The sequence below is a fragment of the Escherichia sp. E1V33 genome, assembly GCF_004211955.1.
Taxonomy (GTDB): Bacteria; Pseudomonadota; Gammaproteobacteria; order Enterobacterales; family Enterobacteriaceae; genus Escherichia.
Window position 1 is genome coordinate 142,652 of record NZ_RHJI01000015.1, and the last position, 16,236, is coordinate 158,887.

At 50.9% G+C, this 16,236-nt stretch carries 14 protein-coding genes, 1 tRNA gene and 2 pseudogenes; 11 read left to right on the forward strand and 6 right to left on the reverse strand.

Going from position 1 to position 16,236, the window contains the following annotated elements; all coding sequences use genetic code 11:
* Positions 1-87 precede the first annotated feature (87 nt).
* From tssA to D9742_RS14685, 5 genes and pseudogenes are all read left to right on the forward strand, one after another.
* Positions 88-1,683 carry a type VI secretion system protein TssA gene (gene tssA, locus D9742_RS14670; protein ID WP_130237385.1) on the forward strand — a complete coding sequence of 532 codons (1,596 nt, stop codon included), beginning with the start codon at positions 88-90 and terminating at the stop codon, positions 1,681-1,683.
* A 230-nt stretch (positions 1,684-1,913) separates the two neighbouring features.
* Positions 1,914-2,042: pseudogene (locus D9742_RS23255) on the forward strand (type VI secretion system baseplate subunit TssF); the annotation flags it as partial.
* Positions 2,034-2,159: pseudogene (locus D9742_RS23800) on the forward strand (type VI secretion system lipoprotein TssJ); the annotation flags it as partial. The pseudogenes D9742_RS23255 and D9742_RS23800, both read left to right, overlap by 9 nt.
* The gene (gene tssE / locus D9742_RS14680; RefSeq protein WP_130237387.1) at positions 2,152-2,601 is read left to right on the forward strand and encodes a type VI secretion system baseplate subunit TssE; all 450 of its coding nucleotides are present in this window, start codon (positions 2,152-2,154) and stop codon (positions 2,599-2,601) included. The pseudogene D9742_RS23800 and the gene tssE, both read left to right, overlap by 8 nt.
* Before the next feature lie 123 nt (positions 2,602-2,724).
* Positions 2,725-4,116, forward strand: coding sequence for a VasL domain-containing protein (locus D9742_RS14685; RefSeq protein WP_130237388.1), 1,392 nt, complete (start codon positions 2,725-2,727; stop codon positions 4,114-4,116).
* Between the two features lie 228 nt (positions 4,117-4,344).
* On the opposite strand, the gene D9742_RS14690 is transcribed toward D9742_RS14685, so the two are convergent.
* Both D9742_RS14690 and D9742_RS14695 read right to left on the reverse strand, forming a co-directional pair.
* Positions 4,345-4,420, reverse strand: a tRNA-Phe gene (locus tag D9742_RS14690).
* Between the two features lie 105 nt (positions 4,421-4,525).
* Positions 4,526-5,233, reverse strand: a complete 708-nt coding sequence (locus tag D9742_RS14695) for a DUF554 domain-containing protein (protein ID WP_130237389.1) — start codon at positions 5,231-5,233, stop codon at positions 4,526-4,528.
* A gap of 401 nt (positions 5,234-5,634) precedes the next feature.
* On the opposite strand from D9742_RS14695, the gene speC reads away from it, so the two are divergent.
* Positions 5,635-7,770, forward strand: coding sequence for an ornithine decarboxylase (gene speC, locus D9742_RS14700; protein ID WP_130237390.1), 2,136 nt, complete (start codon positions 5,635-5,637; stop codon positions 7,768-7,770).
* A 49-nt stretch (positions 7,771-7,819) separates the two neighbouring features.
* On the opposite strand, the gene nupG is transcribed toward speC, so the two are convergent.
* The 4 genes from nupG to mutY form a co-directional block, all read right to left on the reverse strand.
* Positions 7,820-9,076 (reverse strand): nucleoside permease NupG, encoded by a 1,257-nt coding sequence (gene nupG, locus D9742_RS14705; RefSeq protein WP_130237391.1) that lies wholly within the window; start codon positions 9,074-9,076, stop codon positions 7,820-7,822.
* A gap of 202 nt (positions 9,077-9,278) precedes the next feature.
* Positions 9,279-10,358, reverse strand: coding sequence for a membrane-bound lytic murein transglycosylase MltC (mltC, locus tag D9742_RS14710; protein ID WP_130237488.1), 1,080 nt, complete (start codon positions 10,356-10,358; stop codon positions 9,279-9,281).
* 64 nt (positions 10,359-10,422) lie between these two features.
* Positions 10,423-10,698 (reverse strand): oxidative damage protection protein, encoded by a 276-nt coding sequence (locus tag D9742_RS14715; RefSeq protein WP_000091700.1) that lies wholly within the window; start codon positions 10,696-10,698, stop codon positions 10,423-10,425.
* 27 nt (positions 10,699-10,725) lie between these two features.
* On the reverse strand, positions 10,726-11,778 hold the full coding sequence (gene mutY / locus D9742_RS14720; RefSeq protein WP_130237392.1) for an A/G-specific adenine glycosylase: 1,053 nt from the start codon (positions 11,776-11,778) through the stop codon (positions 10,726-10,728).
* Positions 11,779-11,938: 160 nt separating this feature from the next.
* Between mutY and trmB the strand changes: the two genes are divergently transcribed.
* The 5 genes from trmB to D9742_RS14745 all read left to right on the forward strand — a co-directional run bounded on the left by trmB (position 11,939) and on the right by D9742_RS14745 (position 16,234).
* On the forward strand, positions 11,939-12,658 hold the full coding sequence (gene trmB / locus D9742_RS14725) for a tRNA (guanosine(46)-N7)-methyltransferase TrmB (RefSeq protein WP_000786920.1): 720 nt from the start codon (positions 11,939-11,941) through the stop codon (positions 12,656-12,658).
* Positions 12,658-12,984: a YggL family protein gene (locus D9742_RS14730; protein WP_044865674.1), complete on the forward strand. Its 327-nt coding sequence runs from the start codon at positions 12,658-12,660 to the stop codon at positions 12,982-12,984. Before trmB ends, D9742_RS14730 begins: the two co-directional genes overlap by 1 nt.
* 183 nt (positions 12,985-13,167) lie before the next feature.
* A complete protein-coding gene (locus tag D9742_RS14735; RefSeq protein WP_000984799.1) occupies positions 13,168-13,887 on the forward strand; it encodes a DUF2884 family protein in 720 nt (239 codons plus the stop codon).
* 176 nt (positions 13,888-14,063) lie between these two features.
* The gene (gene ansB / locus D9742_RS14740; protein WP_000394125.1) at positions 14,064-15,110 is read left to right on the forward strand and encodes an L-asparaginase 2; all 1,047 of its coding nucleotides are present in this window, start codon (positions 14,064-14,066) and stop codon (positions 15,108-15,110) included.
* A gap of 116 nt (positions 15,111-15,226) precedes the next feature.
* Positions 15,227-16,234: a DUF1202 family protein gene (locus tag D9742_RS14745; RefSeq protein ID WP_130237393.1), complete on the forward strand. Its 1,008-nt coding sequence runs from the start codon at positions 15,227-15,229 to the stop codon at positions 16,232-16,234.
* Positions 16,235-16,236: the final 2 nt, after the last annotated feature.

The following is a 16,236-nucleotide window of genomic DNA, read 5'->3' on the forward strand; positions in this document are numbered from 1 at the left end:
TCTGACAGATACCATCTTCAGCACGGCGAAAGTGGCAGTGACAGACCCGGTCGCCAGCACGAACAGTGAGGCAGCGGAGGTCAATTGATGAGCACGTTAAATGCCCTGGTTAGCGCCTGCCAGACAGAGCCGACAACACTCCTTGACGCTACCCGTGAGCATGTGGCGCAGTGGAATAATTGGCTGCAGCCGTTACCCGGTGAGTCATCAGTGGGGGATGACCCAGGTTATGACGATGGCTTCCAGCAAATGCGTGAGGAGGTCAATAAGCTGTCCGGGGCGGATACTGAGCTTATCTGCCAGCTGGCGGAGAAAGTGCTCACCACCACCGCGAAAGACATTCGTGTGGCGACGTATTACTGCTGGGCCAGGTTGCATCGTGAAGGCGAGCAGGGGCTGGCAGAGGGACTCGAACTGCTGGCGGGGCTGATAGACCGCTTCGGTGTGCAGCTGCATCCACAGCGCAACCGCAGCCGCAAGGCAGCACTGGAATGGCTGGCTGGTTCACGCATGACGGATTCTCTTTCACTGTATCCGGAAGTGGTCAGGGAAGATGCGCAGCGCACCATCGGCGCGCTGCTGTTGATAGCGCAGCTCACCGAAAATGAGCCGGATGAAACCCGCCCAGAACTTAACGCGCTGTATGGTGCGCTGGAAAACCGCCTGCAGAAAGCGGGCGGTGTGGATGCAGTTGTACCGCAGAACGCCAGTACTACTGAGACACTTTCCACGGCAAGCCACAGCGATGCCCCTGCTATCGGGAGAATCACTTCCGGTCAGGATTTGCTGGCGCAGGCGCGCACTCTTAGCGAATACCTGCGCGAACAGCCCGACGGCTGGTTGTCGGCGCATCATCTGATGAAAAGTCTGCGCCACGATACCCTGCAGGCTATTCCGGCTCCAGATGCACAGGGTCGAACTCGCATCGAACCTCCAAGAGCAGACCAGCGTGCGCTGCTCAAACGCCTGTACCTGCAACAAAACTGGGCTGAGATTCTGGAAACGGCGGACAGTACCTTTTCCCGCGGTGCCAACCACCTGTGGCTGGATCTGCAGTGGTATATCCATCAGGCGCTGACGAAGTCCGGTAAAGAGATAGTGGCTGACATTATTGCCGCTGATCTGAAGGGGCTACTGACCCGGTTATCCGGGCTGGAGACGCTGGCATTCAGTGACGGTACGCCGTTTGCTGATGAAGTGACGCTGAACTGGATCCAGCAGAGCGTACTGGATACCACTGCTGGGTGGGGCAAAGAAACGCCTTCCGCCCGTATGACCGAAGTGAATGACGACATTATGGCTCTGGAGCCGGAAGCCGTGGCGCTGGCGGACAGCGAAAGCCCGGATGCAGCACTGAGCTGGTTACAGCATCGACCAGGCATCGCCACTGCGCGGCAGCAGTGGCTGCTGCGCCTGCTAATGGGGCGTATCGCAGAGCAGTACGGAAAAAATGAGCTCGCAGTGCATCTGTTCGCAGAACTGGGTGAGCGTGCCAGAGAAGTGGCCCTTAGCGACTGGGAACCCGAGCTGCTGTTTGAGGTACAGGCCCGTCATCTGAAACTCCTCAGACTGAAAGCCAGTCGCAGTGAGGCTGACAAGATTCGCCTCGGGCCTGCTATGGAAAAATTGCTAGGCGGGCTGATTCAGCTCGATCCGGCGCGGGCCGCGGTGTTATGTGGTTAGAGAAAGTTATTGGCTGGATAAAAGGAGGATGAATAAGTGTGGCTCATAATTTATAGCAAGGTACTTTCTCACATTTTTTCATCTGGTCAGTCATTCAGAAAAATAACTACTGAATTTGAGATTTTAAATGAGGAGATAAAACCTATGTCTCTGACTACTCGCGAAGTGGTGAGATAACTTCCACTTTTGGGGAAGAAAACATTGTTTCCTATATTTTGAGTAACTATTTTATGGAAGATTTAACCCTGCGTTATTACGACGCAGAAATGCGCTACCTGCGTGAAGCCGCGAAAGAGTTTGCACAAAGTCATCCGGACCGGGCAGCGATGTTAGACCTGGATAAGGCCGGCACTCCGGATCAGGTGAATAACACCTGGCGGATCGTGTTGAGCCGTGACGACCTTGACCCGGATTCTGCCAGAATCATTGAAGCAGGGAGCGACCGGTTGACTCTGAAGGCGTTGAAAAATGAATGACACTCCGCGTCCGTCGCTATATGAAACCTTGTTTGGGAATTTTACCGGAGGTCTGGATCTGAATCAGGTTAGCGAGCAGAACCAGATAATCCTCTCAGTACTGGACAATATGCAGCGCATTCTTAACTGTCGTGCCGGCACGTTGGCGCATCTGCCGGACTATGGTCTACCGGATATGACCAAAATTCTCCAGGGAATGCCGGGGACGGCGCATGAAATGATGGGGACGTTATCTACCGTACTGCTCAAATACGAGCCGCGCCTGAAAAAAATAACCGTTGTTCTGCTGGAACAGGTCGTTCCTGGCGAGTTGTGCTATGCCATTGACGCTGAACTTAAAGATGTTGGTCTGGTGCGTTATGGCACTGAATTTATGCCTGAAGGACGAGTCCTGTTGAGGCACCTGAAACAGCAGTATCTCGACACGGTAGCTCGTATTTAAGGCCTGGTTTTAGCGTTTCTCCCTAACCCTGTCAGTATCTGCCACGCCCTGAATATGCAGAACACGAAGCTGCATAAACAATCATCTTCTATAACCGCAAGTACGTCAGATGGATAACTGGTCATGAATGACATTACCCCACGTAGGATCAAAACCGGCGGTGACCCGCGCAGACTACCGGATTACGCCGCTTTGTGTGATGAACTAAATAAGCTAACGCATCCGGCACGCCCGGATGTGAACTGGCGTTATGCCGAAAAACTTTGTCTCTCACTGTTTGAGCAAAATGGTGTTGAGCTGCAGACTGCGGCCTGGTATACGCTGGCCCGTACGCAGCTAGCCGGATTGTTTGGTCTGAATGAAGGGTTGGCAATACTGGAGGCTCTGATAAGCCATCAGTGGGGCGTGCTTTGGCCGCAGCCTGTCCATGTTCGGATTGAGATCCTCAGTAATCTGAGCCAGCGTTTGCAACAACGGATGCGCTCACTCCCGCTGAAATACAGCGACCTTAGCCAACTGTACCGGGCAGAGCAAATTCTTACCCGTTTGGGGGCAGTTTTGCAGCGTCTGGAGCTCAGACATCTCAGTCAGCTGGATACATTGCGTACCCTGATGCATAACAACGCTGTCAGGTTGGAGAACAGCGATGACACAATCTGTACAGGGGCGACAATTCAGTCGGGTATCGTTTCGCATGGTCCGGTCATGAATGACGTGGGTATAACAACAGGTTCCCATACCGGTCGTTCGTTTGAAGCTGATAGTGCAGTGCAATGGGTTTACGTTACGCAGCCGAACGTGGAGGTACTGCCGGCAATACCTGCGCCAGTAAAAAAATGGAAATCTTTTGTCGGCGGGATGTGTACCATGCTGGTGATAGGTGCAGCAACGGTGTGGACCTGGCAGTTTTTTCATCGACCGGACCCGTTACAAACTCAGTTTACTGCCTCTCTGGCACCGTTACCCCCAGTACTCACGCCTGAACAATTGGATTTATTGCGTCAGCAATCTCCGTTGCCACTAGATTTAATTACGCAAACACAGCAGCAGATTACGCTTCTGGATAAGCTACCGCCGGACTGGCTCATAACCCGGGAAAGGCAGCTTGTCGAACAGGCCCGGGCGATATGGCCGGAGCGCGCAAAGCCCCTGATACAGCAGTGGCAGCAACAATTTAATGTTGCTGCATTGCCGACAGGAAATTTGAATGGCTGGCATCAGGGAATGGTTACGCTACAGAAACTGAGTGAACGACTGAACGGGCTGGATGAGCATAAGGGGAAATACATGACGGTCAGTGAGCTGAAGTCAGTGGTGTTTTCAACGATGCAATCTTTTAATCAATCCATACCGGCTGAAGAGCAACTGCGGATACTGGAACAGTCGTCGGCAGGACAACCACTCCCTCCAGCCGCAGGGGCTGAGGCAGAGATGCATCTGAAACAGCTCATCGCCAGATATGCTGACATTAGACAGAATGCTTCGAATATAAAAGGCGCGAATGTTTATGAGTGACTTTGCCCCTTATCGGAATAACCATGCCTTCCGGGATTGGTGGCTGACAGGATATCACTATGAACGCTCGTAATAATCATTGAGCAACCTGATGCGGAAAGAAGGCATCTGATCGGGGGAACTAAAACGGGACGGTGTCATCCCCGAGCTTCTTACTACAACCGATGTAAGCACTGAGGAGAGACCGAAAAAGAAAAAGCCCCGCTTTGCAGCGAGGCCTTATAAATTTGGTGCCCGGACTCGGAATCGAACCAAGGACACGGGGATTTTCAATCCCCTGCTCTACCGACTGAGCTATCCGGGCAACGGGGCGCATTAAACCTGATTCGCCTCGTCTCGTCAATCAAATTTCTTCAATTTACTGCAGACTGCACAATCTATCATCACTTTGCCGTTATTGCACACATTGTCAGGCAAACCAGGCGCTCCAGGCGGCGGAAAGAGGCATTGCCAGTAGCAAAGCGGGTAGCATGTTGACCACCGGAAACATTTTAATGCCGCAGATGCGCAAGCCGGTTGCTAACAACAGTAATCCCCCGACGGCGCTGAAGTCAGCCATCATCGATGGTGTGGTCATGGGGAGTATTAGTGTGGCGCAACTGGCAAGGGCTAACTGGATGATCAATAACGGGATGCTGATTACCGATACTGCAATGCCGAGCGAGCAGGCGAAAATCATTGCAGTAAAGAAATCGAGAAACGACTTGGCGATTAAAATACTCGGATCACCCGTCATCCCTTCGTTCATCGCACCGAAAATACCCGTGCCGCTGGCGCAGAACAGAACAATGATCGCCACAAAATTCTGAATAAACGATTCATGCGCTGTGTTTTTATGTGAGGAGCGAAACAGACTTTGCGCTCGGGTCACTGCGTTATTGATTCCCTTCTCCAACAAACACAACTCGCCAACCAATGCCCCCAGAAGTGTTGCTAATACCATGACGGGAAGATTGGCACATTTCACCACCAGTAAAATACCAATTCCCAGCGATGCCAGCCCAAAAATAGACGTCATCGAGACACGGATCCGCTCCGGTAAACGTTGGCTAAGTAGAGCGCCAAGTACGCCGCCAATAAGTACTGCACTTGCGTTGATAAAAGGGCCGATGACCACAAGAGTTCCTGTTAACTGTATTGTCAGATTTCTCTATTATGAACATATTCGCCGTCAGATGGCTTGTCTGGTCGCAAAGTCCTGGCTTGCACACGCTGGTGAAAGGTGCAATGATTGCGCGAATTTTCTCCTTCCTGTACGGAGTTTGCCTGATGCACGCCGCCTCCTTACATTCTTTCGCTTATCGCCGTTTCGCGCGAAATGTCTCCTGTTCTGTGACGCTGCTTTTTATGCGGTGACGTTAACGCATGCTCACTGCAGGGCAACAGTAAAATCAGAGCGTTTCTGCTTTTACTGATGTCTGGCGGTCGGAGCTGGTGACCAGTTTGACCCACATCTCATGGGGCAGGGTTTTCCACCTTGCCCGGTATTTTTACTTCCCCGAAACGGGTTTTGCGCTTATGAAATCAATGAGTATTGCCGCCAGTGGTGAACTGGTTTCCCGACTTTCTACTCATCGCCGCGTGGTGGCGCTGGAAGATACTGATTTTACGGACGTCGCGGCAGTCGTCATTACCGCTGCGGATAGTCGCAGCGGCATCCTTGCGTTACTTAAGCGCACCGGTTTTCATCTACCGGTGTTTTTGTATTCTGAAGATGCGGTTGAATTGCCCGCGGGTGTTACGGCTATCATCAACGGCAATGAACAGCAGTGGCTGGAGCTGGAATCCGCAGCCTGTCAGTATGAAGAGAATTTGCTGCCGCCATTTTATGACACGCTGACTCAGTACGTTGAGATGGGCAATAGCACCTTTGCTTGTCCAGGGCATCAACATGGCGCGTTCTTTAAAAAACATCCTGCCGGACGTCATTTTTACGATTTCTTTGGTGAGAACGTCTTTCGTGCCGATATGTGCAACGCCGACGTGAAACTGGGCGATTTGCTTATTCATGAAGGTTCCGCGAAGGATGCGCAGAAATTCGCTGCCAAAGTTTTTCATGCCGATAAAACTTATTTTGTCCTTAATGGCACCTCGGCGGCGAATAAGGTTGTGACAAATGCACTGTTAACACGTGGCGATCTGGTGCTATTCGATCGTAACAATCATAAGTCGAATCATCACGGTGCGCTGATTCAGGCGGGGGCGACGCCGGTCTATCTGGAAGCTTCACGTAACCCGTTTGGTTTTATCGGCGGGATTGATGCGCACTGTTTTAATGAAGAATATCTGCGCCAGCAAATTCGCGACGTTGCGCCAGAAAAAGCCGAACTGCCGCGCCCGTTCCGCCTGGCGATTATTCAGCTGGGAACCTATGATGGCACTATCTACAACGCCCGCCAGGTGATCGATACCATTGGCCATCTGTGTGATTACATTCTGTTTGATTCTGCATGGGTGGGGTACGAGCAGTTTATCCCGATGATGGCAGATAGCTCGCCGCTGCTGTTGGAACTTAACCAAAACGATCCGGGGATTTTTGTTACCCAGTCGGTGCACAAACAGCAAGCGGGATTTTCACAGACATCGCAGATTCATAAAAAAGATAACCATATCCGCGGACAGGCGCGTTTTTGCCCGCATAAGCGGTTGAATAATGCCTTTATGCTCCATGCTTCTACCAGCCCGTTCTACCCGCTGTTTGCCGCGCTGGACGTTAACGCCAAAATTCATGAAGGGGAGAGTGGGCGTCGGCTGTGGGCGGAGTGCGTTGAGTTGGGTATTGAGTCGCGCAAGGCGATTCTTGCGCGCTGTAAGCTTTTCCGCCCGTTTATCCCGCCCGTTGTTGATGGCAAATTGTGGCAGGATTATCCGACGTCAGTGTTAGCCAGCGACCGCCGTTTTTTCAGTTTTGAGCCGGGGGCGAAGTGGCACGGCTTTGAGGGATATGCCGCGGACCAGTATTTTGTTGATCCGTGCAAGCTGTTACTCACCACGCCGGGCATCGATGCTGAAACTGGCGAATATAGCGACTTTGGCGTTCCGGCGACGATTCTGGCGCACTATCTGCGTGAGAACGGCATTGTGCCGGAGAAGTGCGATCTCAATTCCATCCTGTTCTTATTAACTCCGGCGGAAAGCCATGAGAAGCTGGCGCAACTAGTGGCGATGCTGGTGCAGTTTGAACAGCATATTGAGGATGACTCGCCGCTGTCTGAGGTGTTGCCAAGCGTTTATAACAAATACCCGGTGCGCTATCGCGACTATACCTTGCGCCAGTTGTGTCAGGAGATGCACGATCTGTATGTCAGTTTTGACGTCAAAGACCTGCAAAAAGCGATGTTCCGCCAGCAGAGTTTCCCGCCAGTGGTGATGAATCCCCAGGATGCACATAACGCCTATATTCGCGGTGAAGTGGAGTTGGTGCGCATTCGTGATGCCGAAGGGCGAATTGCGGCAGAAGGCGCGTTGCCTTATCCACCAGGAGTGCTTTGCGTGGTGCCGGGAGAAGTGTGGGGCGGGGCGGTCCAGCGTTATTTCCTCGCGCTGGAAGAAGGCGTGAATTTGTTGCCGGGATTTTCGCCGGAACTGCAAGGGGTCTATAGCGAAACCGATGCAGATGGCATGAAACGATTGTACGGTTATGTGTTGAAATAAGAATAAAAAAAACGGGGCACCTTCTGGCGCCCCGTTTTTCTTTACGTAATTAGTGGCTAACAGTTTGTGTACCGGCAGGGACACGAACATGTTTGTATTTAAACATCGCCATGAATGCGAAGGCCAGAATCACGGAGTAACCTGCGAAAATCAGCCACACGGTCTGCCAGTCGGTAATGCCGTTTTGGGTATACATCTCAACCACTTTACCGCTCACGATACCGCCGAGGATACAGCCGAAGCCGTTGGTCATCATCAGGAACATCCCCTGCGCACTGGCGCGAATCGCCGGGCTAACTTCTTTTTCGACAAACACCGAACCTGAGATGTTGAAGAAGTCGAACGCACAGCCGTAAACAATCATCGACAGCACCAGCAGTACGGTGCCGAACGGAGTCGGGTCGCCGTAAGCAAACAGCGCAAAACGCAGGATCCACGCCACAATACTGATCATCATTACGTTCTTAATACCGTAGCGGCTTAAGAAGAACGGGATGGTCAGAATGAACAGGGTTTCAGAGATCTGCGAAATCGACATGATGATTGACGCATGCTGCACGATGAAGCTGCTGGCAAACATCGGATCTTTGTCGAAGCTGTGCAGGAAGGTATTACCGAACATGTTGGTAATCTGCAGTTCCGCGCCCAGCAGCATTGAGAAGATGAAGAAGATTGCCATACGCTTGTTTTTAAACAGCGCGAATGCATCGAGGCCCAGCAGGGTTGTCCAGCTCTGATTCGCTTGCTGTTTAGCAACCGGAATATGCGGCAGAGTCAGGGTAAACAGAACCAGAACGGCGGAAAGAGCTGCGCCAATATAGAGCTGCATGTGGCTCAATTCGAAGCCAGACAGGCTCACTACCCACATCGCCATGATAAAGCCGATAGTACCCCAGATACGGATTGGCGGGAAATCAGTCACGATATCCATTCCGGCATTTTGCAGGCGATAGTAGGAGATGGTGTTGATTAACCCAAGCGTTGGCATATAAGCAAACGAGTTAATCAATATCACAAGGAACATCGCCTCCGGAGTGGTAACTTGTGCCGCCAGGAAGAGGGTGATTGCACCGATGGTGTGACAAATAGCATACACCCATTTCGCACTTAACCATTTGTCGGCCACAATCCCCAGCAAAGCAGGCATAAAGACCGCAGCGATACCCAGTGAGCTATAAACTGCGCCAATAGAAGCACCGTCGAACTTCAGGGTAACGAACATATATGAGCCGAGGGTCGTCAGCCAACTTCCCCACAGACAGAACTGCAGAAAAGAGAGGATTTTCAGCTGCAGCTTAAGATTCATGTTAATTTCCTCACATCATGATGCGGATGAGTGTTTCAAAAAGCACATTTGACCGTGCAAGATGATGCGATTCTATCAACTTCGCGGACTGTTTTTTTGTTACCCGTGGCAAATAATTGCAAATAATATCATTTTGCAAAACGAAATTGTGAGGCAGATAACACTTTTGCCCCTGGGCATGGTCAAGGGGCGGTAAGTGGAATTATCGGCGACGGTAAGATTTTTGCGCCGTGTTCACTTTATAAAGATAGCGACGAGACTCCGCAGAAGGATGGCGGGTCGTCAGCGTCTGATAAACATCGCCCGGTGTCATGGTATTAATAATATTAGCAGCCTGAATCTTATCGTTAGAGAAAACGCGTAACACGCTGCCTGCGCCACCGTTATAGGCGGTGATGACGGCATAACGCCGCGACGTTGGGTTATCAATTCCGCCGAGATAGACATTGTTCAGTATCGCCAGATACGCGGTGCCGGTATCAATATTACTGGCAGGATCAAACAAGAAACTGCGGCTCGGCGTACCGGATTTCCCCTGTGAACGGAAAACATCTTTCCCGGCTGTGTGTTGTACCACCTGCATTAATCCCAGCGCATCGGAACGGCTGACCGCATACGGGTTAAAGGAAGATTCGGTCTGCATAATTGCCAGAATCAGCGACTCATCAACGCCATATTTCCGTGATGCCTGGCGGACCATGCCGAGATATTTATGCGCACGTTTATCAAGGTGGTTCGGCACCATGTTAATGGTGACGCTATAGATGATATGCAGCCCGTTGCTGCGGCTTTGCAGACGGTTTTTCAGCAGATAATCCGCGAAGTTGCTCGCGCGACCTTCCCAGCGAATCGGCTGCCCGGTGTTATCTACCACCTGACCGTAAAGGAAAGGTTCTTTCGAAATCGTAATATCATCAACGTCGGAATAGAGATCGACCGAACTCGGATCGTCACCCATCAGCAACGTTTTAATAATTGCCCGACGCAGATGCGCAGCAGGTTCTGTCCCGGCGATAGTTTCGATAGTGATCGTACCGTCATCGAAGTTGATGTGGCTGCGGGTCTGATATTGATCGGTGTATTTCACGTAGTCCTTAGGACCGGCGATCACCACCTCTTTGAATCCCCAGATGTTCTCAATATTGTGGGCAAATTGCCCCATCAGAATATCAAAACCGTTGGTATCTTTGACCCAGGCTTCGTTATAGGTATCGCCTTTTTTGGTCGTCGAACAGGAGATGAGCAACGGCGCAATCAAAGCCAGCGCGAGATATTTTTTCATCATTCCGGGTGCGTGTTGTGTTTGTTTTTATGCAAGTTGCCGGAGGCGTGCTCCGGCACTGTTTTTATTTTTTATCTTCCGGCGTATAGCCCTCGATATGCACCTCTTTACCCTCGAACAGGAAGTTGACCATCTCCTGCTCCAGCAGTTTGCGGTGCTCGGCATTCATCATGTTGAGTTTCTTTTCATTAATCAGCATGGTTTGTTTGTGCTGCCACTGCGCCCAGGCTTCTTTGGAGATCTCGTTATAGATGCGTTTTCCCAGTTCGCCGGGGTACAGCTGAAAATCCTGACCTTCTGCTTCACGTTGCAGGAAAGTACAAAAAATCGTTCTGCTCATAAATCATCCTCTTTATCGACTCACGCGCTAAACCGGCGCGCCAGTGCGTAACTGCTGTAACAAACGCTCCACGGGAGCCGCCAGGCCAACTGACGGCGGTTGCGCTAAGTTATACCAGAGCGCATTGCCTTCATCCATGCAACCGGTGAATGACGACACGGGAAGCCACATAGGCACAATATCTAAATGGAAATGGCTGAAGGTATGACGAAACGCGGTCAGTTGCGTCAGGTTATCGGCAGCAATCTGCCGTTGCGCCAGCCACTGCCGCAAACTGTCTTCGTCGGCAAACTGCGGGAAACAGTATAAACCGCCCCACAATCCACTTGGCGGGCGCTGCGCCAGCAATACTTCATCTTCGTGCTGTAACAGCAAAAAGTAGCCAGTGCGCTCCGGCAGCGTCTGTTTCGGTTTTTTGCCCGGATAAAGCGACCAGCTATTATTAGCGGCGGCAATACAACCGTTTTGTAGCGGGCAGAGCGAACATTTCGGCTTCGAACGCGTGCATATCATCGCGCCTAAATCCATCATCGCCTGATTAAACCGCTCCACGCCGACGGCAGGCGTCACCTGCTCGCTCAGATTCCACAGTTTATTCTCGACCTCTTTTTTCCCTGGCCAGCCGCTTACAGCATAGCAGCGTGCTAACACGCGTTTGACGTTACCGTCGAGAATCGGAAAGTGCTTACCCAGAGAAAGCGAGAGAATCGCGCCTGCAGTGGAACGCCCTACGCCTGGTAACGCCGCAACTTCCTCAAAGGTTTCCGGGAATTTACCGCCGTGTAAGGTGGCAACTTGCTGTGCCGCTTTATGCAGATTGCGCGCGCGGGCGTAATAGCCAAGTCCGGTCCATAAGTGGAGAACTTCATCCAGCGGCGCATTGGCGAGATCGGTCACCGTCGGGAAACGCGCCATAAAGCGTTCAAAATAGGGGATAACGGTCGCAACCTGAGTTTGTTGCAACATCACTTCTGAGAGCCATACTTTGTAGGGCGTCTTGTCAATTTGCCAGGGCAGCGTTTTCCGCCCGTATTTATCGTACCAGTCCAGAACCTGGGCTGAAAATTGCGACGCTTGCATGGTCACCGAATTCACTGTTGTTGGGGGCAAGATTGCAGCACAGCGGCGGCGGGGTGTAAACCGGAACTTTCCGCAGCTACGGCCTTATCATGCTTGCATCCGCCAACTAACTTTGGATAATGCCCGTTTTCAGAACACTTTCACAAGCGACTAAATCTTTATGAAAAACGACGTCATCTCACCGGAATTTGATGAAAACGGCCGCCCACTGCGCCGTATCCGTAGTTTTGTGCGCCGCCAGGGGCGACTGACCAAAGGCCAGGAACATGCGCTGGAAAACTACTGGCCGGTGATGGGCGTTGAGTTCAGCGAAGATATGCTGGATTTCCCTGCGCTTTTTGGCCGTGAAGCGCCGGTGACGCTTGAGATTGGTTTTGGCATGGGCGCTTCGCTGGTGGCAATGGCTAAAGAACGCCCCGAGCAGGACTTCCTCGGCATTGAAGTGCATTCACCGGGCGTTGGTGCATGCCTGGCTTCTGCGCATGAAGAGGGCTTAAGCAACCTGCGCGTGATGTGCCACGACGCGGTTGAAGTGCTGCATAAAATGATTCCTGACAATTCATTGCGCATGGTGCAGCTCTTTTTCCCTGACCCGTGGCACAAAGCGCGCCATAATAAACGCCGTATCGTTCAGGTGCCGTTTGCCGAACTGGTAAAAAGCAAACTGCAGCTGGGGGGCGTATTCCATATGGCGACCGATTGGGAACCTTATGCGGAACATATGCTCGAAGTGATGTCTTCCATTGACGGTTATAAAAACCTGTCAGAGAGCAACGATTACGTACCGCGCCCGGCATCACGTCCGGTGACGAAATTTGAACAACGTGGTCATCGTCTTGGTCACGGAGTATGGGACTTAATGTTCGAGAGGGTGAAATAATGGCAAAGAACCGTAGCCGTCGTCTGCGTAAAAAAATGCACATCGACGAATTCCAGGAATTAGGATTTTCGGTGGCATGGCGATTCCCGGAAGGTACATCGGAAGAACAGATTGATAAAACCGTTGATGACTTTATTAACGAGGTTATCGAACCGAACAAACTGGCCTTTGACGGCAGCGGTTATCTGGCCTGGGAAGGTCTGATCTGTATGCAGGAAATCGGCAAATGCACCGAAGAACATCAGGCGATTGTGCGTAATTGGCTGGAAGAGCGCAAACTGGATGAGGTACGCACCAGCGAACTTTTCGATGTTTGGTGGGACTAATAAAGCATACGGGCGATGACAAATGTAAAACTGCCTGATGCGCTACGCTTATCAGGCCTACAAAGATGCACAATCGAGTAGGCCGGATAAGGCGTTTACGCCGCATCCGGCATGGATAACGTGTACTTTGTCAGCAATCTGGGGCCAGCAAATGCTGGCCTGATTTGTTCTTGAGGGAAGACTATGATGCGCAAAATGCTGCTGGCGGCAGCACTTTCAGTGACGGCAATGACCGCTCACGCCGACTACCAGTGCAGCGTTACGCCGCGTGACGATGTGATTGTCAGCCCGCAAACCGTGCAGGTGAAGGGCGAAAACGGCAACCTGGTGATCACGCCAGACGGCAACGTGATGTACAACGGTAAGCAATATTCCCTGAACGCCGCCCAGCGCGAACAGGCGAAGGATTATCAGGCTGAGCTGCGTAGCACGCTGCCGTGGATTGATGAAGGCGCGAAAAGCCGCGTCGAGAAAGCACGCGTTGCGCTGGATAAAATTATTGTTCAGGAGATGGGCGAAAGCAGCAAAATGCGCAGCCGTCTGACCAAACTTGATGCGCAGCTGAAAGAACAGATGAATCGTATTATCGAAACGCGCAGCGATGGCCTGACGTTCCACTATAAAGCAATTGATCAGGTTCGCGCCGAAGGCCAGCAATTAGTGAATCAGGCGATGGGCGGGATTTTGCAGGACAGCATTAACGAAATGGGCGCGAAAGCGGTGCTGAAAAGTGGCGGTAACCCGTTGCAGAATGTGCTGGGAAGCCTGGGGGGACTGCAATCCTCAATCCAAACCGAGTGGAAAAAACAGGAAAAAGATTTCCAGCAATTTGGCAAAGATGTCTGTAGCCGTGTTGTGACTCTGGAAGACAGCCGTAAAGCCCTGGTCGGGAATTTGAAATAATCCTCTAGTTTAAGACGGCATAATGCTTTTTTATGCCGCTTAATTCTTCATTTTGTTACCTGCCTCTAATTTTTATAGATCTCTAAAATCTATTCATGAAGTTAATTGTTTAACGTCAAATTTCCTATACAAAGCTAAGGGATAATACGTAGCGTTCACGTAACTGGAGGAATGAAATGGAGTTTTTCAAAAAGACGGCACTTGCCGCACTGGTTATGGGTTTTAGTGGCGCAGCATTGGCATTACCGAATATCACTATTTTAGCGACCGGCGGGACTATTGCTGGTGGTGGTGACTCCGCAACCAAATCTAACTACACAGCAGGTAAAGTTGGCGTAGAAAATCTGGTCAATGCGGTGCCGCAACTGAAGGACATTGCGAATGTTAAAGGCGAGCAGGTCGTGAATATCGGCTCCCAGGACATGAACGATAATGTCTGGCTGACACTGGCGAAAAAAATTAACACCGACTGCGATAAAACCGACGGCTTCGTTATTACCCACGGTACTGACACGATGGAAGAGACTGCTTACTTCCTCGACCTGACGGTAAAATGCGACAAGCCCGTGGTGATGGTTGGCGCAATGCGTCCGTCCACCTCCATGAGTGCAGACGGTCCATTCAACCTGTATAACGCGGTAGTAACTGCGGCAGATAAAGCCTCCGCCAACCGTGGCGTTCTGGTAGTGATGAACGACACCGTGCTGGATGGTCGTGACGTCACCAAAACCAACACCACTGATGTAGCGACCTTTAAGTCTGTTAACTACGGTCCGCTGGGATACATTCACAACGGTAAGATTGACTACCAACGTACCCCGGCACGTAAGCACACCAGCGACACGCCGTTTGATGTCTCTAAGTTGAATGAACTGCCGAAAGTCGGCATTGTTTATAACTACGCTAACGCATCCGATCTTCCGGCTAAAGCCCTGGTAGATGCGGGTTATGACGGCATCGTTAGCGCCGGTGTGGGTAACGGTAACCTGTATAAATCCGTGTTCGACACGTTGGCAACCGCCGCGAAAAATGGCACTGCGGTAGTGCGTTCTTCCCGTGTGCCGACGGGAGCTACCACTCAGGATGCCGAAGTGGATGATGCGAAATACGGTTTTGTTGCCTCTGGTACGCTGAACCCGCAAAAAGCGCGCGTCCTGCTGCAACTGGCTCTGACGCAAACCAAAGATCCGCAGCAGATCCAGCAGATCTTCAATCAGTACTAATCACTTCGCCCCGGTATCGCGCCGGGGCTTAATCACTTCAGACTCACGTCCATTGCCAATTGTGATTACGCTAATGATAATCACTTGAATAAATTATTCCGCGTGAGGGTGTTCCGGTGAAAAAGCAATGGATTGTAGGCACTGCGCTGTTTGTGTTGATGTCTGGTAATGTCTGGGCAGATGGCGAACCGCCAACTGAAAATATCTTAAAAGATCAATTCAAAAAGCAGTATCACGGCATTCTCAAGCTTGATGCCATCAGTTTAAAAAACCTTGATGCGAAAGGTAATCAGGCCACCTGGTCAGCAGAAGGCGATGTTTCTTCCAGCGATGATCTCTATACCTGGGTCGGTCAGTTGGCAGATTACGAACTGCTGGAACAGACATGGACGAAAGATAAACCGGTAAAATTCTCGGCGATGTTAACCAGTAAAGGAACGCCCGCGTCTGGCTGGTCGGTGAACTTTTACTCTTTTCAGGCGGCAGCCAGCGATCGTGGTCGGGTGGTCGACGATATCAAAACGAATAATAAATACCTGATCGTGAATAGCGAAGATTTCAATTATCGCTTTAGTCAGCTTGAGTCTGCATTGAATAACCAGAAGAACTCGATTCCTGAGCTGGAAAAGGAAGTGAAAGAGCTTGATAAGAAAATGGTGGCGGCGCAGAAAGCAGCGGATGCATATTGGGGAAAAGATGCAAACGGTAAGCAAATGACCCGCGAAGACGCCTTTAAAAAAATTCACCAACAGCGTGATGAGTTTAATAAACAGAATGATAGCGAGGCGTTCGCGGTTAAATATGACAAAGAGGTTTATCAACCGGCGATTGCGGCATGTCATAAACAGAGTGAAGAGTGTTATGAAGTGCCGATTCAGCAGAAACGAGATTTCGATATCAACGAACAACGGCGACAGACTTTTCTGCAATCACAAAAACTTAGCCGTAAATTGCAGGATGACTGGGTAACGCTCGAAAAAGGGCAATATCCGTTAACGATGAAAGTTTCAGAAATAAACAGTAAAAAAGTCACGATTTTGATGAAAATTGACGATATCAACCAGGCTAATGAACGCTGGAAAAAAGATACCGAACAATTGCGGCGCAATGGGGTGATTAAGTAATT